Source organism: Thiomonas sp. (assembly GCF_054608695.1).
In genome coordinates this window covers 36,675-59,830 of the sequence record NZ_JBTRXV010000007.1, presented here as the reverse complement: position 1 = coordinate 59,830, position 23,156 = coordinate 36,675, and the positions used below count along the sequence as shown (strand labels likewise).

General features: G+C 66.9%; 15 protein-coding genes. 9 read left to right on the top strand and 6 right to left on the bottom strand.

Annotation, left to right across the window (positions count from 1 at the left end):
* Positions 1-12 precede the first annotated feature (12 nt).
* The 4 genes from ribBA to ACYCUK_RS05190 all read right to left on the bottom strand — a co-directional run bounded on the left by ribBA (position 13) and on the right by ACYCUK_RS05190 (position 8,129).
* Complete coding sequence (ribBA, locus tag ACYCUK_RS05205; RefSeq protein WP_461593764.1) at positions 13-1,179, bottom strand: bifunctional 3,4-dihydroxy-2-butanone-4-phosphate synthase/GTP cyclohydrolase II; 1,167 nt, start codon at positions 1,177-1,179, stop codon at positions 13-15.
* A gap of 156 nt (positions 1,180-1,335) precedes the next feature.
* Positions 1,336-5,319 (bottom strand): translocation/assembly module TamB domain-containing protein, encoded by a 3,984-nt coding sequence (locus tag ACYCUK_RS05200; protein ID WP_461593763.1) that lies wholly within the window; start codon positions 5,317-5,319, stop codon positions 1,336-1,338.
* Position 5,320: 1 nt separating this feature from the next.
* Positions 5,321-7,234, bottom strand: coding sequence for an autotransporter assembly complex protein TamA (locus tag ACYCUK_RS05195; RefSeq protein WP_461593762.1), 1,914 nt, complete (start codon positions 7,232-7,234; stop codon positions 5,321-5,323).
* A gap of 253 nt (positions 7,235-7,487) precedes the next feature.
* Entirely contained in the window at positions 7,488-8,129 is a 642-nt protein-coding gene (locus ACYCUK_RS05190; RefSeq protein ID WP_461593761.1) for a riboflavin synthase, read from the bottom strand.
* 200 nt (positions 8,130-8,329) lie between these two features.
* Between ACYCUK_RS05190 and ybgC the strand changes: the two genes are divergently transcribed.
* The 4 genes from ybgC (at position 8,330) to tolA (ending at position 11,264) form a co-directional block, all read left to right on the top strand.
* Positions 8,330-8,794, top strand: a complete 465-nt coding sequence (ybgC, locus tag ACYCUK_RS05185) for a tol-pal system-associated acyl-CoA thioesterase (RefSeq protein WP_461593760.1) — start codon at positions 8,330-8,332, stop codon at positions 8,792-8,794.
* A 174-nt stretch (positions 8,795-8,968) separates the two neighbouring features.
* A complete protein-coding gene (tolQ, locus tag ACYCUK_RS05180; protein WP_461593759.1) occupies positions 8,969-9,712 on the top strand; it encodes a protein TolQ in 744 nt (247 codons plus the stop codon).
* On the top strand, positions 9,713-10,195 hold the full coding sequence (locus tag ACYCUK_RS05175; protein ID WP_461593758.1) for an ExbD/TolR family protein: 483 nt from the start codon (positions 9,713-9,715) through the stop codon (positions 10,193-10,195). It abuts the gene before it with no gap.
* Between the two features lie 88 nt (positions 10,196-10,283).
* On the top strand, positions 10,284-11,264 hold the full coding sequence (gene tolA / locus ACYCUK_RS05170) for a cell envelope integrity protein TolA (RefSeq protein ID WP_461593757.1): 981 nt from the start codon (positions 10,284-10,286) through the stop codon (positions 11,262-11,264).
* A 131-nt stretch (positions 11,265-11,395) separates the two neighbouring features.
* On the opposite strand, the gene dnaE is transcribed toward tolA, so the two are convergent.
* Entirely contained in the window at positions 11,396-14,881 is a 3,486-nt protein-coding gene (gene dnaE, locus ACYCUK_RS05165) for a DNA polymerase III subunit alpha (RefSeq protein ID WP_461593756.1), read from the bottom strand.
* Between the two features lie 324 nt (positions 14,882-15,205).
* Here dnaE and ACYCUK_RS05160 point away from each other — a divergent pair, with 324 nt between their 5' ends.
* Both ACYCUK_RS05160 and ACYCUK_RS05155 read left to right on the top strand, forming a co-directional pair.
* Positions 15,206-16,432 (top strand): cation:proton antiporter domain-containing protein, encoded by a 1,227-nt coding sequence (locus ACYCUK_RS05160; RefSeq protein WP_461593755.1) that lies wholly within the window; start codon positions 15,206-15,208, stop codon positions 16,430-16,432.
* Complete coding sequence (locus ACYCUK_RS05155) at positions 16,429-17,553, top strand: YbdK family carboxylate-amine ligase (RefSeq protein ID WP_461593754.1); 1,125 nt, start codon at positions 16,429-16,431, stop codon at positions 17,551-17,553. The genes ACYCUK_RS05160 and ACYCUK_RS05155 overlap by 4 nt, the downstream gene beginning before the upstream one ends.
* 33 nt (positions 17,554-17,586) lie before the next feature.
* Here the strand turns inward: ACYCUK_RS05155 and ACYCUK_RS05150 are convergent, their stop codons facing one another.
* Entirely contained in the window at positions 17,587-19,353 is a 1,767-nt protein-coding gene (locus ACYCUK_RS05150; RefSeq protein ID WP_461593753.1) for an ATP-binding cassette domain-containing protein, read from the bottom strand.
* A 300-nt stretch (positions 19,354-19,653) separates the two neighbouring features.
* Between ACYCUK_RS05150 and ACYCUK_RS05145 the strand changes: the two genes are divergently transcribed.
* The 3 genes from ACYCUK_RS05145 (at position 19,654) to tolB (ending at position 22,982) form a co-directional block, all read left to right on the top strand.
* Positions 19,654-20,580 carry a glycosyltransferase family 2 protein gene (locus ACYCUK_RS05145; RefSeq protein ID WP_461593752.1) on the top strand — a complete coding sequence of 309 codons (927 nt, stop codon included), beginning with the start codon at positions 19,654-19,656 and terminating at the stop codon, positions 20,578-20,580.
* A gap of 49 nt (positions 20,581-20,629) precedes the next feature.
* Positions 20,630-21,403 (top strand): glycosyltransferase family 2 protein, encoded by a 774-nt coding sequence (locus tag ACYCUK_RS05140; RefSeq protein ID WP_461593809.1) that lies wholly within the window; start codon positions 20,630-20,632, stop codon positions 21,401-21,403.
* Positions 21,404-21,641: 238 nt separating this feature from the next.
* A complete protein-coding gene (tolB, locus tag ACYCUK_RS05135; RefSeq protein ID WP_461593751.1) occupies positions 21,642-22,982 on the top strand; it encodes a Tol-Pal system beta propeller repeat protein TolB in 1,341 nt (446 codons plus the stop codon).
* Positions 22,983-23,156: the final 174 nt, after the last annotated feature.

Below are 23,156 nucleotides of genomic sequence, written 5' to 3'. Positions count from 1 at the left end.
AAAGGGCTGAGGTTAAGGATCGGATCGGCGCGCGGGAGCTTGCGGCTGCACGACAGAGATGGCCGTGGCGCCTGGCGTGGCGGGCGGGGGTTCGAAGCCTTCCACCTCCAGGCCGTAGCCGGTCATGCTCGGCATCTTGCGCGGCGCGGCCAGCAGGCGCATGCGGCGCACGCCGAGGTCGCGCAGGATTTGCGCGCCAATGCCATAGGTGCGCAAGGCGGCGGCCGCGCCGCGTGGCGGCACCGGCTGGTGCAAGGCGGCGAAATGCTGCAGCAGCCCGGAAGCGCTTTCGCCGGCGTTGAGCAGCACGGCCACCCCGGCCTCGGCCTGGGTGATGCGCGCCAGCGCCTGCGGCAAATTCCACGAATGGGTGGTGGCCTGGGCGTCGAGCAGGTCGAGCGCCGACAGCGGCTCGTGCACCCGCACCAGCACCGGCTCGCGCGCCTGGGCGGGCTTGCCATGCACCAGCGCGAGGTGCACGCCGCTGCCGGTGCGGTCGCGGTAAAGCAGGGCTTGAAACGTGCCGAACGCGGTCTGCATCGGGCGCGCATCCACGCGCTCGATCAGGCTCTCGGTGCGGCTGCGGTATTCGATCAGGTCGGCAATCGCGCCAATCTTCAGGCCGTGATGCGCGGCGAAGCGTTCCAGGTCGGGCAGGCGGGCCATGGTGCCGTCGTCGTTCATGATCTCGCAGATCACGGCGGCTGGCTCCAAGCCAGCGAGGGCGGCGAGGTCGCAGCCGGCCTCGGTATGGCCGGCGCGCATCAACACGCCACCGTCCCGCGCCATCAGCGGAAACACATGGCCGGGCTGCACGATGTCGGCGGGCTTGGCATGCGGCGCCACGGCCACGCGCGTGGTGAGCGCGCGATCGGCAGCGGAAATGCCGGTGCTCACGCCCTCCGCCGCTTCGATCGACACGGTGAACGCGGTGCCGTGGGAGGAGCCGTTGCGCTGCACCATGGGCTTGAGGCCGATCTGCTCGCAGCGCGCGCGGGTGAGGGTGAGGCAGATGAGCCCGCGGGCGTGCGTCGCCATGAAATTGATGGCCTCGGGCGAGACATGCTGGGCGGCGAGCACCAGATCGCCCTCGTTCTCGCGGTCTTCCTCGTCGACGAGGATGACCATGCGGCCAGCCTGCATCTCGGCGACGATTTCGGGGATGGGGGATAAAGGCATGCGAAGGCTGCGCCCGGGAGGCGCGCTGGACTCAAAACGGCATTGTAGGAGGCCGGCTACAGCGATGCAGCCACGGAGCACACGAGAAAACAGCGGTGCCGCCGCGAGGGTGATGGATCTCCCCCGACCGCACGCTGCCGACGGCGGCAAACCGACTCAATCGAAACGGAAGGTGTAGAACAAGTCGACCGCGCTGTCGGCGCCGGACTGCAGGCGCAGGTAGAAGCGGTGGGTGAAGTCGTAGCGGATGTTGAACAGGCTGCCGGTGGTGCCCAGGCCGCGCTCCACACTGACCGAGAGCTTGGAGGTGATGCGTTTGCCCAGGGTGACGATGCTGTTTTGCAACCCGCCCTGACCGCTGAGCGAGAGCTGGTCCAGCCCCAGCGCACTGGCGATGCGGCTGGTGACGGGCGCGCCCTGCCCGGAGGCCAGCAGCGCTCCGGCAGCGGTTTGCAGCAGCGCCAGATTGTTGGGGCTGGCGCTGGTGAGGTCTTGCCCGAGCACCAGCCAGGACAGGATTTCGCTGTCGGGCATGACTGGCGTGGAGGTGAGCGTGACGACGGGCGCGCGCAAGGTGCCTGTCACTTGCACCCCCACCTGCACCGGCAGGCCGTCGCGCTGGGCGCTGAAGTTCAGCCCGGGGCTGTCGATCGGGCCGGAGAAATTCACCGCCCCGCCTTTCACCAGGGTGAGGGTCTGGCCGTAGGCGCTGTAAGTGCCTTCGCGCACTTCAATGCTGCCGAACGCGGCCAGCGGGCGGCCGGGCGCGGCGCGCAAGGTGAGCTGGCCGCCGAGCTTGGCGTTCAGGCCGTAGCCGGTGACATGCACTTCGCGCCCCAGATCGACCTCGACCACGGCCGCGATGTCGTAGCCGGCCGCGGGCGGCGACGTGGGCGCAAGCGCCGGCCGGCCCACGACGACCACGTCGCTCGCCAGCTTGGGCGCACTGCCGCGCGGCAGCTCGAAGTCGGCGCTGTCCACGCTCAGTTTGCTGTTCAGCTGCACGCTATGGCCTTGCAGCGTGAGCGTGCCGCTGCCGCTGACCACCGCCTGGCGGTCGGGGCGGTTGAGCACCTGCAACTGCTGCGCGCTGAACTGCAGGCTGGCCTGCGGCTTGGCGTTGGCGAAGCTGGCACTGCCGCTGGCCGTGAGCTTGCCCTGCCCGCCCTGCACGCTGAAGCTGGTGAGCTGCAGGGTGTCGCCGCTGAAGCTGGCGTCGAGCACGCCGCCTTGCAAGTTCAGGCCCTCGTCGGGCAGGGCCACGGCCAGGGCGCGGCCGGTGAACGCACCACGCAGTTCGGGCTTGGCCACGCTGCCGGCGGCTTTCATGTCCAGCAGCAGCGTGCCGCCCAGCTTGGCGGTGGGGCCGAGCAATGGCGCGGCCCAGGCGATGCTCGGCAAGTCGGCATGCAGGCTGCCGGCCAGCGGCGCTTCCCCGGCCACGCCCCAGGCCTGGCCGTGTTTGCTCACCTCGGTCTGCACCTCGGCGTGCAGGCTGCCGAGCAGGCTGCCGGCGGCGTCGAACCGGGCGGACACGGCATCGTCCTTCGCTTGCAGTTGCAGCCGCAGTTGCGACAAGCCCAGGCTCAAGCGCGGGTCGGTGGGCAGGTTCACATCGCCCGCGCTGCGCGCAACAACGACATGGCCCGACAGGGTGTTGGCGGCATGCAGCGACCAGTCGGCGTCGAACCGCAGGGTGGACTGCACGCCGTGCTGATGGACGCCGAACAGGGTCAGCCAGTAGGCCGGGTCCAGGCCCTGCGCGCTGCCCGTGGTGTCGAGTTGCCCGGCGTTCCACGCCGCGCTGGCGAGGTCGAGCGAGCCGCCGGCGCTGCGCAACCTGGCGTGCTGCAGCTCCACATGGTCTTTCGCCAGCAGCAATTGCGCCGGGGCCAGCAAGTCCACGGCGTAGCGCCCGCGGTTGCTGAACTGCTCGATGCTCCCCTTCCAACCCTGCGCGGCGGTGTAGCCGCCGGCCAGCGCGGCGCTCAAGTCGAGGTCGGCGTTGCGCAGGCGCAGCGCGATCCGCTGCGCGTCCAGCCGGCCCGTCGCATCCACCTCGGCCTGCTGCAGCGCGAACGTGCCGGCGGTGATGCCGCTGCCCTTGAGGTGCAGCTTGAGCAGGCCCTGCGCTCCGGCTTGCAATTGGCCGCTGGCGTCCAGCGCCTGCACCCGCACCTTGCCAGGGGCGGCCAGTTGGCTGGCGCGCAAGGTGAACTGGCCCGACGGCGCGGCGGGCGTGCCGGCCAGGGTGCCGCTGCCCTGCGCCCGGCCGGCGAAAGCAGGGTCGATCTCGGCCAGCGCGGGCGCGGCCAGGGTCCAGTGCAGCAGGTCGCCGGCGCGGCCGAAATCGCCCAGCGCCTTGAGCGTGTTGCTGCCGAGCTTGAGGTCGGCCTCGAGGCCGCGTACCCCCGCCGGCGACACCTGGCCGCGCGCCGATCCGGAGAACACATGGCCGCGCCAGCGGCTGGGCTGCACTTGCAAATCCACCTGCGCGCTGCGTGCGGCGGCGTCGCCCCGGGCTTGCAGCTTGAGGTTGAGGTCGGCTGCGGGGTAGGCGCCGGGTGTGGCACCAAAGCGGCTGGGATCGAAGTGGTCGAGCACGGCATGCGCGGCGAAGCGTTGCGGCGCGCGCAAGTCCAGCGAGCCGCTGGCGTCCAGCTGCCCGCCCTGGGCCTGCAGATGGGCGCGGGCGATGTCGATGCGCTCGCCACGCCGGCTGGCGCGCAGCTCGGCCAGCCACCCGGGCTGCGCCAGCCGCGCCTGCAAATCCTGCTGCTGCAGGCTGCCGCGCAGTTGCAGCGGGCCGCTCAGGCGCGTGGCCAGCAAGGAGGAGTCGATGGCGCGCAAGTCGAGCTGGCTGGCCTGCAGGTCGAGGCGGAAGTGGCCTGGGGCCGCAGCATCGGCAGCCTGGCCACCAGCCCGAGCGACGGCAGTGCCGGCCGTGGGCTGCGTGCCTGGCCGGCTTGCGGGCTGGACGCCAGGCGCTGCAGCCACGCCAGGCGCTGGCGTCGGCGTTGCCATGTCGTAGCTGGCGCTGCCGGCCAGGGTGCCGCCGCCGGACAGGCGGGCCAAAAGCTGCTGGACCTGCACCCGCCCCGGCTGCAAGTCCAGCACCGCTTGCAGGCCGAGCAGTGGCAGGCGCTTGGTGTTGATCGCACCGGGGCGGGCGTTGCTCAGCTTCAAGCTGCCACGCACGCGCTGCGCGCTGGAAGGCTGCAGGTCGAGCTGCAGGTCGAGCAGGGCCGTGGGCAGCTTGGGGTCGATGCGCGCCGGGTCCACATGCTTGGCGTCGATCGTCGCGCTGCGCAGCGGCAGCGCGGCAAACGGCGCCAGCTCGGCGTTGAAACTGGCGCGGGTTTGCAAGGCGCTGGCCGTGCCCCGCAGGCGCAAGGCTTGCAGGCTGCCGGTGGATTGCATGTCGAGCTGCACCTGCGCTGGAACCCTTGCGCCCTGCAGGCGCAGCGTCGCCTGCAGGCTGCCCTGCACGGCGAACGGCCGCGCCGCGCCCAGCGTCAACTGCGCCCGGCCCTGGCCCCAGGGCGTGGTGGCTTCGGCATGGAGCTGCACTTGCCCTGCCCTGGTCTGCAGGCTGGCGTCGAGTCCGCCCAGGGTTTTGCGTGCGCCGGACGGGCCCAGGCGCAGGGTGCCGATGTGCAGCCGCGCCACGCGCAGGTCCAGTGGCAGCGCCAGGCTTTGCGGCAGCGTGGGCGGGCCGCTGCCCGGGCTGGGCGGCAGGGTCAAGTCGAGCGCGCTGACCGACAAGAGCTGCACATCCACCAGCCCGGGCTGGTGCAACAGGGCGCGCGGGTTCCAGCGCAGGTGCAGGTCGCGCGCATCCACATCCACCTTGGGGCTTTGCAGTTGCAGCCGGTCGATGCGCAAATCGCCCCAGACATCGCCCCGCACACCTTGCAGTTCCAGGTGGACGGCGCCGAACTGCAAGGGCTGGCTGCCGAGCCAGCGCAGGCCCGGGCCGCTGCCCAGCCAGGCGAGCGCCGCCAGCAGCAGCGCGATGAGCAGCAGCAAAGCCGCAAGGCCGCGCCAGGCCCAGAACCATGGCCGGCGCCAGGCGCTGCGCCGACGTGGCGCGGGCGCCTCGGGCGCAGCGGAAGGGCTTGGATCCGGCGTCAGGGCCATCTCAGAAATTCACCCCGGCGTTGAACTGCAGGCGGTAGGACTGGGTGGCCTGGCCATAGGCCAGGTCGACGCTGATGATGCCGGCCGGGCTGCGCCAGCGTGCGCCGATGCCGTAACCGGCCACGGTCTTCAAGGCGCCGAAGCTGTTGGCAGCGTCGCCCCGGTCGTAGAACACCGAGGCGCCCCATTGCGGCGTGAGCCAGTGCACCGCCTCGGCACTGGCGGTGAGCAGGGCGCGACCGCCGACGATGGCATCGCCCTCGGTCACGCCCAGGCTCTGGTAGGCGTAGCCGCGCACCGAGCCGATGCCGCCGGCGCGAAACAGCTCCTGCTGTGGAATGCCGTTGGCCGAAGGGCTGAGCACGCTGCCCACCTCGCCGCGCAGGATGAGCTGGTTGCGCGTGCCCAGCGGGATGTACTGCACCCCGCGCAGCACCAGGCGAATGAAGTTCTGGTCCGACAGGACGGCCTTGCTGCCAGCGCCGATCTGGGCGTTGACCAGGCTGCCGCTGCTGGGGTCGATCGGGTTGTCCAGGCGCCGCCGCGTCCAGGAATAGTTGGGCATGAGCGCCTGGGCGGTGGTGCTGCCGTAGCCGGCCACGTCCTGCCGCTCGGTGATGTACTGCAGCGACAGCACGGTGTCGATCGGCCCGTCCAGGCGCTGGCGCTGGCCGCCGAGAATCAGGCTGCGCGTGGTCAGGCCTTGGATGTTGGCGTGCTGCACATCGGCGCTCAGGCTGTAGCGCGAGCCGTTTGCCACCCGCGGGAAGGCCAGGCCCGCGCTCAAGGACTGCAGCAGGGTTTCCAGCTTCAGTGCACTGGTGAAACGCCAGGCGCGACCGAGGATGTTGAGGTTCTCGTAATCCACCTGGGTACGCGCCCCGGTGTTGCTGCTGTAACCCACGCCCAGTCCCAATTTTTGCGGCTTGTATTCCACCACCTGCACCTGCACCGGCAGCGTGGTGCCCTGCGCCTCGGCCAGCGGCGCGGCCACCGTGGCCGTGCGGAAATAGCTGCTGCCCTGCAGCAGCTGCTGGTATTCCAGCAGCTTGGCCTGCGCATAAGGCTGGCCGGGCTGGAAGGGTGCCAGGCGCTGCACGATGGTCTCGGGGTAGCGCTTCAGGCCTTCAACCTGCACCGGGCCGAAGCTGTAGCCCGGCCCGGTGTCGAGCACCAGACTGAGCGCCGCGCCGTGCCGCTTCGGGTCCACCCGCGCCTGGCTTTGCGCGATGCGCGCCGCCGGGTAGCGCTGCGTCAGCAGGGTCAGCAGGGCATTGCTCTTGGCGGTTTCCCAGGCGGCGCTGCGAAACACCTGTCCGTCGGCCAGCGACCAGTCGTGGCGCAGTTTGGCTGCCAGCGGCGCATCGGGCTGGCCGTCGGGGCCGTTCACCTGCAAGTCCAGGCTGCTCACGCGTGTCGGCTCGCCGGCTTGGACCTGCACCTCCACCAGCGGCGGCCGCGCTGCTGCGTTCAATGTGGCCTTGACCTGTGGCGCGAAATAACCCTCGGCGGCAAGCAAGTCATCGGCCTGCCGCGGGATTTTGTCGACCAGGCCGCGCAACTGGGTGGGCGTGATGCCGGGGAAAAAGCGCCAGCGCTCGATCTCCAGGTATTGCGCCAACATGCCGCGCAAGGCCTCGGGCGCATCGATGCGAACGTCATAACTGGGCTGCGATGCCGCGGCGGCGGGCGCCCCTGCCGATGCCCCCTCTGCGCCCGATGCCGCAGTTTGCGGCGCGGATGCGGCAAAGCCCCCCGGCGCCGCCGATGCCGATGCGCTCGGCGCAGGCGCCGCCGCGGCAACGGGTGCTGCCAGCGCCCAGAAGGCGCCAAGCAACAGTCCGGCCCACAGGCGCCGCCGCGCAGCAGCCCGAAGGCGGTGGATGGGCGGGACGGCGGCGTACTTACGGGGCATGCAGTGAGTCTTGCGCCGCGCACGGGCGCGGCGTCTGGGCAGCGTTGGAAAAGGGTTGATTATGGCTGCGCCGCCAATTCGGCTGGGCGCAGTTGGTCAATCGGGAAAACCCGTCGCCGCCGTCCATCGCGACTGCATGGATTCGCGCCCAAGGTGCCATGCTCCATGGCTACTGCGACACGGCAAGGTCCAAGCATGGACGATGATGGCACCGCAGCCCGGATCTCGGGGGGCCGAAAGCCTCAGAACCGTTTCAGGTCCTAGCTGCCAAATCCACCCGCAAGCCCGGCAGCATGCGTTCCACATATCGCGCGATCAGGTCCACCTCCAGGTTCACCGCGCTGCCTGGCTTGAGGCTGTGCAGATTGGTGTGCCGCAGGGTGTGGGGTATGAGGTTGATGTGCACGCTGGCCGAGGCGTCGTTGGCGTCGGTCACGCGGTTCACCGTCAGGCTCACGCCGTTCACGGCGATCGAGCCCTTGTAGGCAAAAAAACGCGCAAGCCCACTGGGCACGCGCAGCGCCAGATGCCAGGATTCGCCCGCCGGCTCGAAGCGCTCCACCTGGCCGATGCCGTCCACATGGCCGGTGACCAGATGGCCGCCGAGCTTGGTGGCCAGGGTCAGCGACTGTTCCAGGTTCACCTCGATCCCCGCCGCGTCGAGCCCGGTGGTCCGCGCCAGGCTCTCGGCCGAGATGTCGAAGGCAAAGTGCGCCGCGCCCAGCTCCACGGCGGTCATGCAGGCGCCGCTCACGCAGATGCTGTCGCCCAGGTCCACGCCCTGCAGCCACGCTGCCGGCACCTGCACCGTGACGCGCAAACCGCTGCCCTCGCCGGCTTGCAGCGGCACCACTTCGGAAATACGGCCAAGAGCCGTGACGAGACCTGTGAACATGGTGAATGAACGCAATGAAAGGGTTGAAAGGATCGGGGATGGGGTTTTGGCGCTGCCGGCAAGGCTTGGCCTGCGGCCCCGCCGAGCATAGCCGGCATCGGCCGCGCTGGTGCAAAGCCGCCCACGTTCAGCGCTGGTCAGGTCGACGCAGGCCAGCCAAGACGCGACGAGGTGCGCCAGAAAATCAATAGACTCCCCGCATGAGCGCAACCCCATTCACCGCCCCTGCCACCGCGCCCGCCTTCATCTGGCCGGTGCGGATCTATTGGGAAGACACCGACGCCGGCGGCGTGGTGTATTACGCCAACTACCTCAAGTTCTGCGAGCGCGCCCGCACCGAATGGCTGCGCTCCCTGGGCCTGGATCAGCAACGCCTGGCCGAGCGCGACGCGCTGCTGTTCGTCGTCAGCAGTGCGCAGGTGCGCTACCTCGCGCCGGCGCGGCTGGACGATCAACTCACCGTCAGCGTGACCGTGGTCGAGGTGGGCGGCGCCAGTCTGGAGTTGCTGCAGGAAGTGCGCCGCTGCGCGCCCGCGTCCGATACGTCGAACGCCGCGGCCACCACCCTGCTGGCCAGCGTGCAAGTGCGCGTGGCCTGCGTGCAAGCCGGCAGCTTCAAGCCAAGGCGCCTGCCGGCCGCGGTGCTGCAAGCCATCATGGGATAGTCCCCAGGGCACCGCCAGCGCGGGCGCTACACAAAACGTCACGCGGGCACGGCTTGCAGCGGTGCAAAATAGCGGGCTTCAGGAGTCTGCCCGCACTCCCGGGGAACCCGGCGCCGTCTGCGGGCTCTGCATCCATAGCGCCGCTCTTCCCGCCACTTTCAGCCTGGACTTTGCATGGACCAAAACTTTTCCATCATCTCACTCGTACTGGGTGCCAGCGCCGTCGTCCAATTCGTCCTGGCGCTGCTCATGGCGGTGTCGCTCGCGAGTTGGACCGTCATCTTCCGCAAATACTTCGCCATCAAAAGCGCCCGCCTCAAGACCGACGATTTCGAGCAGGAATTCTGGTCCGGCACCAGCTTGAACGACCTGTACCAGGCGGCCATCAACAGCGCGCGCCAGGGCAGTCCGCTGCAGCGCATCTTCGCCTCCGGCATGCGCGAATTCCTCAAGCTGCGCGAGCGCCGGCTCGACTCCACCACCCTGGTGGACGGCTCGCGCCGCGCCATGCGCGCCGCCTTTCAGCGCGAGATGGACGTGATCGAGTCCAACCTGTCCTTCCTCGCTTCGGTGGCGTCGGTGTCGCCCTACGTGGGCCTGTTCGGCACGGTCTGGGGCATCATGCACGCCTTCGTCGGCCTGTCCAACCTGCAGCAGGTGACGCTGGCCACGGTGGCCCCCGGCATCGCCGAGGCGCTGGTGGCCACGGCCATCGGCCTGTTCGCCGCCATTCCGGCCGTCATCGCCTACAACTTTTTCGCCCGCGACATCGACCGCCTGGCCATTCGCTTCGAGTCCTTCACCGAAGAGTTCTCCAACATCCTGCAGCGCCAGGTGGCACCGCACCCGCAAGGCGCGCCGGCGCAGGACGCCGGGTCCATGACCCGGCCCATGTCGGCTGCAACGGGAGCGCGCTGAATGGCCTCGATACAGCGCGGCAGCGGGCACCGGCGGCGCGCGCTGGCCGAAATCAACGTCGTGCCGTATATCGACGTGATGCTGGTGCTGCTCATCATTTTCATGGTCACCGCGCCGCTCATCACCCCAAGCGCCGTGAAGCTGCCCAGCGTGGGCCAGGCCACGCGCGCGCCCGACACCGTGGTGGAAGTGGACATCAAGGCCGACAAGATTCTGAGCGTGCGCCTGCGCGACCCCAAGGCCAAGGCCGGAACCACGGGCCTGAATCCGCAACCCACGAGCATGGCCGATTTGCAAAAGGCCGTGGCGCAACTCGCCCAGCAAAGCGGCTCCACCCTGGCCGAAATGCCGGTGCTGATCGCCGCCGACAAGGACGTGAAATACGACGACGTCATCCAGGTGCTCAACCGCCTGAAGGAAGGCGGCGTGCAGCGCGTCGGCCTGGCGGTGCAGGCGACCGGGCAAGCCGCACGTCAACCGTGAAGCCCAACGCGCCGTTTGTCCTGCATGCTGCAATCTCCACGCTTCTGCGCCGGCGCATGGGCCTGAACAGGCCTTGGCACCTTCCGACATGAACACCTACAACCCCCCGGCCGACAAGCTGCGCCCACCGCCCGAAAAGGGCATTGGCCGCGCGTTGCTGTTCGCCGCCCTGATCCACCTGCTGCTCATCATCGTCATCGCACTGGGCGTGCACTGGAAAAGCCACACCCCTGAAGCCGTCGAGGCCGAGCTGTGGGCGCCCACGGCGCATCTGGCCGCGCCACGGCCACCCAAGGTCGAGCCCCAAGCGGTGCGGCCCGCACCCAAACCACAGCCTCAGCCGCAGCCAGCCCCACCACCGCTGGCCAAGGTGCAACCCACGCCGGACAACGCCGAAATCGCGCTGGAAAAAGCCCGCAAGCGCAAGCAGGAAGAAGAGAAGCGCCAAGCCGCCCTGCTCGCCCAGCAACAGGCCCAGCAACGCCTGGCGGACAAGCTGGCGGCGGAAAAACTGACGCTGCAACAGCAGCGTCTGGCACAGGAAAAAGCCGCTGAGCAGCGCAAACTCGCCGAGCAGAAGAAACAGCAGGAACTCAAGGCGCAGCAATTGGCGCAACAACAGGCCGAGAAAAAGGCGGAGCAACTGCGCAAGGCCGAGCAGCAACGCGAACAGCAACTCGCCAAACTGCAGCAACAGGCGCGCTCGGACTACATGAAAAACCTCATGTCCCAGGCCGGCACCGGCCCTGCGACCAGCACGGGTACGGCCGCCGTGAGCTCGGGCCCGTCCGGCGCCTACGCGGCGCGTCTGGCGACACTGGTGCGGCAGAACGTGATCTATCCGCAGATCGACCAGATTCAGGGCGACCCGAAAGTCATCATCACCGTCACGCTCGACCCGAACTCGGGCGAAGTCCTGGGCACGAGCGTCAAGCACTCAAGCGGCGTGCCGAGCTGGGATCAGGCCGTGCTGCGCGCCGTCCAGCGCGTCGGCCGCTTCCCGGCGGACGGCAGCGGCCGGTGGTACACGCCGATGGAAATCAAGGCCGGGCCGCGCGACGCGGGCTGAACGCCATCCCATCTCGTCTTACCGACTTGCTGCCGGGCAAGGCGAGAACAGCAAAAGGTCGGGCCCGGCTGGGTTGGACTCGTTTCGGCCCGGGAGCGACAGCGATTCACGCAGCCTGTGCCGCAGGCATCTCAATGCTGCATGCGCTGGGCCGCAGCTGAGTCGCTGCCGTCGTACACCACCTGCACCCGTCCATCCAGCGCCAGTGTGGCCAGTTCCGCGAGCACGTCGTCGCCGGGGCGCAGGCGCACGCGGTCGAGGCGCAGCAGGGCGGCGGCGCCGCTGCGTTCGACTTCGATGTCCAGCGGCAGGCCGTCTTCCTTGCCGGCGGCCCGGGTGCGGGCCAGCTCGATGAGCGGGGCGGCGTCGGCCAGGCCGTTGACGCGCAGGCGAATGCGCCGGCCCAGGCGCGCGCGGGTCTGCTCCAGGGTCCACACGGCGTCGACGTTGAAGCGCAGGCCGCCGCTGAAGCGGTCGTTCTGGGCGCGGCCTTGCAGCACCAGCAGTTCGTCGTCGCGCAGCAGAGCGCGCACGGTGTCGAGCAGGCGCTCGTTGACCACGGTTTCGAGCATGCCGGAGCGGTCTTCCAGGGTGACGATGGCCACCCGCCCGCGCTGGCCTTGCACCACGCGCACGGCAGCGACGATGCCGGCGACGATTTGCGGCTCGCGCGCATCGGCCAGCTCCGCCAGCGGGCGCGGGGCGAAGCGGCGCACCTCGTCGGCATGGGCGTCGAACAGATGGCCGCTGAGCACGAAGCCGATGGCGAGTTTTTCCTCGGACAGGCGTTTGCGCAAATCCCACGGCGGCTGCGGCTCGGGCGCGGGGGCGCTGGCCGTGGCGGCGCTGGCGTCGTCGAACAGGCTGTCGAACAGTCCCCCTTGGGTCGCATGCTCGGCACATTGGGCGGCATGCTCCAGCGCCATGCCCACGGCCGCCATGAGGGTGGCGCGATTGGGGTCGATGGCGTCGAAGGCGCCGGCACGAATCAGGGCTTCGAGCACGCGGCGGTTGATGCGGGTGCGGTCCACGCGCGCGGCGAAATCCATCAGCGACGTGAACGGTTTGTCGCCACGCGCCTCGACGATGCCTTCGATGGCCGCACGCCCGGTGCCCTTGATCGCGCCGAGCGCGTAGCGAATGGTGTGCGCGTCCACCGGGTCGAAGCGCCAGCCGCCGAGATTGATGTCGGGCGGCAGGAGCTTGAGGCCCAGATTGCGGGCGTCGTCCACCAGCACCTTGAGCTTGTCGGTGTCGTCCAGCGCGATGCTCATGTTGGCCGCCATGAATTCGGCCGGGTAATGCGCCTTCAGCCACGCCGTCTGCACCGCGAGCAAGGCGTAAGCGGCGGCGTGCGACTTGTTGAAACCGTAGCCGGCGAACTTCTCCATCAAGTCGAAGATTTCGTTGGCCTTGTCCGCCGCGATGCCGTTCTTCGCCGCGCCCTCGGCGAAGATGCCGCGGTGCTTGGCCATCTCCTCGGGCTTCTTTTTACCCATGGCACGGCGCAGCAGGTCGGCGCCGCCGAGCGAGTAGCCGCCGATGACCTGCGCCACCTGCATCACCTGCTCCTGGTAGACCATGATGCCGTAGGTCTCCTGCAGCACCGAGGCCATGCGCGGGTCGGGGTAGACGATGGGCTCGGTGCCGTCCTTGCGGTGGCAGAAGCTGGGGATCAGGTCCATCGGCCCCGGGCGGTACAGCGCAACCAGGGCGATGATGTCCTCGAAGCGGTCGGGCTTGGCCTCGCGCAACATGCCCTGCATGCCGCGCGATTCCAGCTGGAACACCGCCACGGTGTCGCCGCGCGCCATGAGCTTGTAGCTGGCAGCGTCGTCCAGCGGAATGTCCTCGAGCTTGAAGTCGGCCCGCTCCGGGTGGTGGCGGCGAATGTGCTGGGCGGCAAGCTCCAGGATGGTGAGCGTGGCCAGGCCGAGGAAGTCGAACTTCACCAGGCCGATGGCTTCGACGTCATCCTTGTCGAACTGCGACACCGCATCGGTGCTGCCGGGCTGGGCGTAGAGCGGGCAGAAGTCGGTGAGCTTGCCGGGGGCGATGAGCACGCCGCCCGCATGCATGCCGATATTGCGCGGCAGGCCTTCGAGCTGCTGCGCCAGCGTCAGCAGGTGGCGCACTTCGTCCTCCTGCTCCATGCGCTCTTTCAGCTGCGGCTCGACCTCGATGGCCTGGGCGATGGTGATGTGCTGCCCCGGCTTGTTGGGAATGAGCTTGGCCAGCGCGTCGCAGAAGTTGTAGCCCAGCTCCTGCACCCGGCCCACGTCGCGCAGCGCGGCACGCGCCGCCAGGGTGCCGAAGGTGGCGATTTGCGACACCGCACCTGCGCCGAATTTCTGCTTCACGTAGTCGATCACGCGGTCGCGGTTTTCCTGGCAGAAGTCGATGTCGAAGTCGGGCATCGACACCCGCTCCGGGTTGAGGAAGCGCTCGAAGAGAAGGTTGTAGGCCAGTGGGTCGAGGTCGGTGATGCGCAGGCTGTAGGCCACCAGCGAGCCCGCCCCGGAACCCCGCCCCGGCCCCACCGGACAGCCGTTGTCCTTGGCCCAGTTGATGAAGTCGGCCACGATGAGGAAATAGCCCTCGAAACCCATCTTGGCGATGGTGCCGAGTTCGAACTCCAGCCGCTCCACATAACGCGCTCGCTGCGCCTCGCGCTTGGCGGCATCGGGGTAGAGCTGCTGCAGGCGCCGCTCCATCCCCTCGAAGGACTGCGCCCGGAAATAGGCCGCCATGGGCATGCCGTCCGGCGTGGGGAAGTCGGGCAGTTGCGGCTTGCCCAGCGTGAGGGTGAGGTTGCAGCGCTTGGCGATTTCCACCGCGTTCGCCAGCGCCGAGGGGATGTCGGCGAACAGCGCCTGCATCTCGGCCTGGGTCTTGAAATACTGGTCGGCGGTGAAATGCCGCTGCCGCCGCGGATTGCCCAGGGTTTCGCCCTCGGCGATGCACACCCGCGCTTCATGCGCCTCGAAGTCAGTGGCCTGCAGAAATTGCACCGGATGCGTCGCCACCACCGGCAGGCCGAGGTCGGCGGCCAGCCGCACCGCGGCAGCCACATGGCGCGCGCACTCCGCATGGCCGCTGCGTTGCAGCTCCAGATAGAAACGGCCGGGAAAGACGCTGGCATGGCGCTGGGCGAGCCAGCGCGCACGCACCCCGTCGCCCGCCAGCAGCGCCTGGCCGATGGCGCCCTGGCGTGCGCCGCACAAGGCGATGAGCCCGGCGCTCAAACCCTCGTGCTCCAGCCAGGCCCACTGAACCTCCGCCTGGCCGTTGCGCTGGCCCTCGAGCCAGGCGCGGCTGAGCAGGGTGCAAAGGTTGAGATAGCCCTGCCGATTCGTGGCCAGGAGCAGCAAACCGGTGTTGGGCGCCTGGGGCGATGGCTCGCTCGGAGCCACGCGAACATCGCAACCGATGATGGGCTTGACGCCTGCGCCGCGGGCCTCGGAATAAAAACGCACGGCCGCGAACAGGTTGTTCAGATCGGTGATGGCCAGCGCGCCCTGGCCGTCAGCGCGGGCCGCGGCAACGGCTGCATCGACCCGCAAACTGCCGTCGACGATGGAGAACTCGGTATGGATGCGCAGGTGGACGTAGGACATGGCTGCATTGTAGGAAGGCGGGGGCTCGCAGCCGCGCTTGACAAATGCCGAAAAGCTGAAATTGTGAGTGAACACTCTCATCCAGTAGCTCTGTTTTCATGAGTTTTGCAATTTTCCGGTGTTGAATGGGCGCGACATGGCGGCTTCCTATAATCGTCTGGCCATTCACGACGGTGCAGGCCGCTCGATGGCGCGTTGGTTGCCTCGATCCGGCGTCGATCTGACCGCGATCTGGCCTCGGTAACCCGCCATCAACGCGGTTCGCGCTCATCCCCGCGCCTTCGCCTGCGCCCTTGTCTGCCCCCCTCACGAGCCCCACGCCCGATGCCCGAATTCCACGTCCCGCCCCTGCTTGCGCTGCATGCCGACGGTGTACTGTGGGTGGGCTTGGCGCTGGTGCTGGCCACGCTGATGGGGGAATCGGTCTTCCGCTTCCTGCGCTGGCCGCGACTCATCGGCTACACCGCCGCCGGGCTGGTCATCGCCGCCGGCGGCGGTGGCTTGCAGGCCCTGTCACTGCAGCCCAGCGCGCGCGCCATCGTGGACGCCGCGCTGGCGGTGCTGCTGTTCGAAATTGGCCACCGCGTCAATCTGCGCTGGCTGCGCGCCAATCCCTGGCTGGTGTTCATCAGCCTGGGGGAATGGGTGCTCAGTCTGGTGGCCATGTGGGTGGTGCTGGGGCTGCTGGGTCTGGGCGGGCTGCACGGCGTGGCCACTGCCGCCGCGCTGGCCTGCACCGCGCCCGCCGTGGCGCTGCGCCTGAGCGGGGAATTCAATGCGCGCGGCCAGGTGACCGAGCGCCTGCTGCTCATCTCCGCCCTCGGCACCATCCTGTCCATCCTCGCCGTGGGCGTGCTCACCGGCTGGCTCGGCGCGCAGGCCAGCGTGCAATGGTGGAACGCCCTGCTGCAGCAGGGCTACGCCATCGGCGGCGCGGTGCTGGCGGCAGCGCTGCTGGCCTGGGCGGTGAACTGGGTGGAGCGCCATTTCGACTTCGCCGACGAAGGCGCCGCGCTGCTGCTGGTGGGGCTGATCCTGCTGGTGCTGTCCATCACCCGCATGCTGCATTGGTCCACTCTGCTCACGCCGCTGCTGGCCGGGTTGCTGCTGCGCGCCCGCAGCCAGCGCCCACGGGTCTGGCCGCGCCACTTCGGCACGGCCGGCGGCGTGCTGGTGGTGCTGCTGTTCCTCATTCTCGGCCTGAGCCTGAACTGGGCGGCGCTGGCCAGCGGCATGGCCATGGGGCTGGCGCTGGCCGGCGTGCGCGCGCTGGCCAAGCTGGCCGTGCCGCTGGCGCTGGGCAAACCTTCGGGCCTGAGCTGGCGGCAATCGACCGCGCTGGGGCTGGCGCTGAATCCGGCAGCCGGTGTGAGCTTCGTGCTGCTGCTCGACCTGGCGCAGGCCGTGCCGCAGTTTCCTCACACGCTGATTGCCGCGGCCTTCGCCGCCATCGCCGTGCTGGAACTGGCCGGCACCTTGCTGGCACGCTGGGCGCTCGGGCGCTCGGGCGATATTGCCTCCGTGCGCAAGAAACCACAAGGATCCGCATGAGCCTGGGCCCGTTTTCGCAATCGGCGGCATTGAGCATCGGCATCGAGCTGGAACTGCAGATCGTCAGCCGCCACAACTACGACCTCATGCCCTGTGCGCCCGACCTGCTGCGCCTGCTGGAAGGCCGCAAGCTGCCCGGGTTGGTGACGCCGGAGATGACCGAGAGCATGATCGAACTCTCCACCGGCATTTGCACCGGCTATGACGACGCGCTGGCGCAGCTCACCGAAATCCAGGGCGCGCTGGTGGAAGCGGCGAGCAAGCTGGACGTGGGTCTGGCGGGCGGGGGCACCCATCCTTTCCAGCACTGGGCGCAGCAGCGCATTTTCGACAAGCCGCGCTTCCTGCAACTCTCTGAGCTGTACGGCTACCTCAGCAAGCAGTTCACCGTGTTCGGCCAGCATGTGCACCTGGGCTGCCCGGACGCCGACACCGCCCTCTACACCCTGCATTGCGTTTCGCGTTTCATTCCGCATTTCATCGCGCTGTCGGCCTCCTCGCCCTATGTGCAGGGCGAGGACACGGGCTTTCACTCGGCGCGGCTGAACTCGGTGTTCGCCTTCCCGCTCTCGGGCCGCGCGCCCTTCGCGCTGACCTGGGACGCATTCGAGCGCTACTTCGAGAAAATGACCGCAACCGGCGTGGTCAAGAGCATGAAGGATTTCTACTGGGACATTCGCCCCAAGCCCGAGTACGGCACCATCGAAGTGCGGGTGATGGACACGCCGCTGACCATCACCAAAGCCGCGCGCATCGCCGCCTACATCCAGACCCTGGGCCGCTACATCCAGACCGAGCGCCCCTTCACCCCGCAGGAAGACGACTACCTCGTCTACACCTTCAACCGCTTCCAGGCCTGCCGCTTCGGCTTCGACGGCACGTTCGTCGATCCCGCCACGCGCGAGCACCGCACCCTGCGCGAAGACCTGATCCGCACCATCGTCAAGCTCGAAGGCCACGCAGCGGAGCTGAAGTCCGACACCGCCCTGCGCGAACTGCTGGCCGACGTCGGCAGCCGCGGCAACGACGCGCAATGGATCCGCGAAACCTTCAACCGCGAAAAGCACCTGCCCGAGGTGGTGCGGCAGCAATGCGGGCGGTGGATGGGCAGCGTCGGCTGATCCGCCGCGCCAGCGCGCGGGCATCGGCCAAGGTCAATCGCGCCCGACTGGCGTTGGCGCAGATGCTGGCGATGGTCCCGACTGCGCAGCGAACTGCATGCGATGGAGTTGCGCATACAACCCTTCACGCGCCAACAGTTCGGCCTGCGTCCCAAGCTCCACCAAGCGCCCTTCGTCGAGCACGGCGATGCGATCGCAATGGGCAATGGTGGCGAGGCGGTGGGCGATGACGATGGTGGTGCGGCCCTGCATCAGCCGGTCGACCGCCTGCTGCACCAGGCGCTCGCTCTCGGCGTCGAGCGCGCTGGTGGCTTCATCCAGAATGAGCAGCGGCGAATCGCGGTAGAGCGCGCGGGCGATGGACAGGCGCTGGCGCTGGCCGCCGGAGAGCTGCGAGCCGTTATGCCCCACTTCGGCCCGCAGCCCGCCAGGCAGTCCGCGCACGAAATCGGCCAGCGCGGCGGCCTCCAGCGCGGCCCAGGCACGGGCCGCGTCCACCGGCTCGCCGAAGCTGACGTTGATGCCCACGGAATCGTTCAGCAGCACCACCTCCTGGCCGACGTAGGCGATTTGCTGGCGCAGGCTGTGCAGGGTCCAGTCGCGCAGCGGCACGCCGTCGAGCAGCAGGCGGCCCTGGCTCGGCTCCAGCAGGCGCGGCACCAGGCGCATGAGTGTGGTCTTGCCGGCGCCGGAAGGCCCCACCAGCGCGAGGCTTTCACCCGCATGCACCCGCAGGCTGACGCCAGCCAGCACCGGGCGGTCGAGCGCGCCGATGCGCACGGTGACGTCGTCGAACTCCAACTCGCCCCGCACCCGCTCCACCGCATGGCTGCCCGTGTCCAGTTCCTGCGGCGTATCGACGATGCCGCGCAGCCGCTCCAGCGAACTGAGCGCGCGCATCATCGGCTGCACGATGTCGGACACCCGCCGCAGCGGCGACAGCGTCATCAGCATGGCGGTGATGAAGGACACGAAACTGCCAACGCTGTGCTGGCCCGAAACATCGCTTTGCCACATGGCGTAGACCATGACCACCGAGACCGCCAGCGCCGACAACCACTGCGACACCGGCGTGGTGGACGAGCCCGACACCAGCGTCTTCACCGTGGTGCGGCGCAGGTTCTGGTTGATGGCCTCGAAGCGCGAGGCGAACCCCTCCTGCGCGTTGTGCACCCGCACCACCGGGGCGGCCAACATGCCCTCCTCCAGCGCATACGACACCTCTTCGGCCGCGCCCTGCATCTGCGCATTCAGCCGTTTGGCACGGCGGCTGATGCCGCGCATGACGAACAACAGCGGCAGCAACACCGCCAGGGTGAGCAGCGTGAGACTCCAGTTCACCCACATCAAGTAGCCGAACAGCGCCACCAGCGTCAGGCTGTCGCGCACCAGGGTGAGCAGCCCGGGGAAGATCATGCCCAGCGCCAGCTGCGCCTCGTACACCGCCGCGCCAATCAGGCTGCTGGCGCTTTCGCGCTGCAGCCCGGCAAGCTGCGCATGCACAATCTGCCCATACACCAGCGTGCGAACCCGCGCCAACACGTTCTGCGTCAGCCACTGTGTGAGAAACTGCGAGGCCAACCATGCCAGGCCACGCACTGTGAACAGCCCGAGCAACACCGCCGGCACGGCCCACAGCGGAAAATCGCGCTTAGGCGTGAAGCCGACATCGAGCACATGCTTCATCAACGCCGGCAACACCGGCTCGGTCGCCGCGACGATGGCGGCGAACAATACGATGAGCAGTGCGGCCGAGCGGTTGCGAGGGTTGGCCGCAAAGAGGCGGCGAAGCAGATCCAAGGCAACGCGGTGATCCCACGACGCCCTTTTGGCTAGGGGCGGATTGTTTGATTGCATAGAGCCTCGCGGTGATGGAAATACGCCCTTGCCCGGCCTTCGGGGCCATCTTTCTACCATACAGCCCATTGGCATCTTGATCCAGGCCCATGACCACCATCCAAGCCTTTCGTCCAGCGCAGCGCAGGTCTGGCGCGGCGCACCTCGACCCAGCGCTGATCGAGTGCTGCTGCACAGGCGAGTCCATCAGCATCCGACACTGAAAACGGCCCCTGGCAAGTTCCCATCCAACCCAAATCCTCCATGTTCAGCATCCTGATTCCGACTTGGAATAATCTTCCCTACCTGCAACTGTGCCTCGACAGCATTCGGCGGCACAGTTGCATGGAGCACGACATTCTGGTTCACGTCAATGACGGCTCCGACGGCACATTGGAGTGGGTTCGGGATCAGGGCATTGCGCACACGCATTCGACCTCCAACGTGGGCATCTGCCTCGCGGTCAATCAACTCGCCAGCATGGCGACTCGCCAGTGGTTGGTCTATCTCAACGACGACATGGTGTGTTGCCCCGGATGGGACGCGGCGCTGATCAACGCCATCGATCGCCAGCCGCACGATCTCGTCTATCTCTCGCCCACCATCATCGAGCCGCGCTCGACCGTCAATCCTCTCACCATCGTGCAGGACTTCGGTTCGACCGCGGAAACCTTCAATGAAGCCGCCATGGTGGAGCAGTTCGCATCCGATCCGCGCGGCGACAGACTCGGACAAGCTTCGCCGGTCAGCGTCGTGAGCAAGCGCTGGTGGCATATGGTCGGCGGCTACAGCATCGAATTCAGCCCAGGCATGGGTAGCGAAGACGACTTGATGATGAAATTCTGGGTTGCCGGTTGCCGCCACTATGCCGTGATTGGCGACAGCCGCATCTATCACTTTGCCTGCCGCAGCACGGGACGGGTGCGGCGCAACCACGGAGCGCGGACCTTTGTCACCAAGTGGGGAGTGACGCAGGGAGACTTCAAGCGCCGCTCGCTTTTACCCAGTGCGATCCCACAAGTGCCTGCACAGCCCATGCCCCAGCCGACGCCGATGGGACGCCTCAAACGCGCCGTCTACGGCCTCGCTGGCAATTTCCCGCTGGGCGACCTTTCCGCCTGGGATGCGACGCCGGGCCAACATATTCCTCCCAAGCAGGTGTCAAAAGAAAAATTTCCAGATGCCAAATAATATAAATCTGCACGCATCAAGAATTTCACCTTAAATTCAAAAATTGAAAATGCAAAAAATTAGCGTAATCATTGTAGCCAAAAATGAAGCTCATGACATCATGGCATGCATCGAGTCCGTCAAGAATTTTGCGGAAGAAATAATTGTTTTTGATTCCGGCAGCACAGATGGCACGCAAGATATTTGCAGGGCTTCCGGCGTAAAACTATTTGAAACCGACTGGCCAGGCGATGGCCCTCAAAAAAATCGTGCTTTAGATCAAGCCACATCAGAATGGGTGCTCTGCCTCGATGCTGACGAGCGCGTTAGCGAAGAATTGAAAACTGAAATTATTTCAATTTTAAGTGCGGAATCAACGCATAACGCCTTTAGCATGCCACGCTCCTCAAGTTTTTGCGGGCAATTTATGCGGCATAGCGGATGGTGGCCTGACCGCATTGTTCGACTTTTTCGGCGCGGTGCTGGACGTTTTTCTGAACTCAGAACCCATGCAAGTTTGGAAATTAATGGAAGCGTTGGTAAACTCAAGGGCCCGCTGATACACTATTCAGACAGGGATATTGATGAGGCCCTTCAAAAAATAAATGTTTATTCAACTGAGGGCGCACTAACATTGTATAAGCGTGGGCGACGCTCGTCCCTATCAAAGGCGCTTGGAAAATCAATTTGGGCATTTGTTCGAACTTACATTTTTCGTCTAGGAGTACTCGATGGCAGGATGGGTTTGGTTTTGGCGTTCGCCAACTCACAAGAAACTTACTATCGTTATCTGAAACTATGGTTACTTCATCATCCCACACTCTCGAAAAAACCCGCAAATTAATATTGATGCATAGATAACAAGCTGCAATACATGGCTAACATTCTGTTCTGGGATTCCCCTCAAATCGCATGGCTTCGAATCCTTGCCCCTGATCTTGTTGCATACTCTTACCTCTGCACGGGTAGCTGCTACATAGAATGCAACCGTCATTCATCGCGCTTGAAGTGACAATCCCTTTCAAGCATTTTTTCTTAGGCATTTCACATCCCACACGTGGGAATTCGACCTCCATCCATAGATGAAACGACGCCACTTACTGACCGCCCCACTTGCCTATGTAACCAACATACTGGCCCGCCCTTCACTTGCACTCAGTGGACTGGGCGCGGCTGCCACGCTGGGCCTGCCCAAGCTCGCCCAGGCCCAGTTCAAGATCGATGTTTCCGGCATCGGCGCCACGCAGATTCCCGTCGGGATTGCGCCGTTCAAAGGGCAGGACTCCTGCCCGCAACCGATTGCCGACATCGTCCGCGCCGACCTCACGCGCAGTGGCCAGTTCCGCACCATCAACCTCGGCGGCGCCGTGCTCACCGAGCAGGGGCCGCCGAACTATGCGGCTTGGCGCACGCAGGCGCTGGAAGCCGTGGCCGGCGGCAGCATCACGCCCGAGGGGCCTAACCGCTGGATGATCCGCTTCCGTTTGTGGGACGCGGTGAAACAGGCCGACATGGGCGGCGAGATCTACCAGGTGGTCACGGGCGATCTGCGTCTGGCCGCGCATCGCATTGCCGACTTCATCTACCAGAAGCTCACGGGCCAGCGCGGCGTGTTCGCCACGCGCATTGCCTACATCAGCAAGGCCGGACAGCACAATTTCGCGCTGATCGTGGCCGATAGCGACGGCGAAAACGCCCGCACCGCGCTGCGCAGCCGCGAGCCGCTGCTCTCCCCTGCCTGGGCACCGGACGGCGGCAGCCTGGCCTATGTCTCGTTCGAAACCGGCAAGCCGGTCGTTTTCATTCAAGACATTCGCAATGGCGCGCGCCGCATGTTGGCCAATTTCAAAGGCACGAACAGCGCTCCGGCGTTCTCGCCGGACGGCCGCACCATGGCCGTGGTGCTGACGCTCACCGGGCGTTCGCAAATCTACTTGATGCCGAGCTCGGGCGGCCAGCCGCGCCAGCTCATGCGCAGTGGATCCATCGACACCGAGCCGGTCTTCGCGCCCGACGGCAAGAGCATCTACTTCGTGAGCGACCGCGACGGCTCGCCGCAGATCTATGTGGTGGGTCTGGACGGCAGTGGCGTGCGGCGCCTCACGTTCAGCGGCGGCTACAACGTCAGCCCCGCCATCAGCGCAGACGGCAAGAATCTTGCCTACGTTTCGCAGCAGGGCAACAATTTCCAACTTTGGCTGCAAGACCTGGCTTCCGGCAACACCCGCCCCTTGGGCAATGGCACCGACGACGGGCACCCGAGTTTTGCCCCGAACGGGCAAATCCTGCTGTACTCTGCCCATGAAGGCGGGTCCGAGGTGCTGAAAACCGTGTCGCTGGACGGCAGCGTTCGCACCACGTTGGCCGCGGCAGGTCTGCAGGTCCGAGAGCCGTCCTGGGGTCCGTGGACGCCTGGCAATTGAAACCTCAAGCCCTGCGCGATCCGGTGCTGATCGATGTCTTGATGACCGCGCCCCCGCTTCGCCGCCCACCGTTGAATTCTTCCCGAATCCTCTGCAAAATTCATTGTTGCACCGCAGTTGTTGAACCACGTCTGACTCAAAACACCCTTTTCCACCACGCACAACCCTGACCAT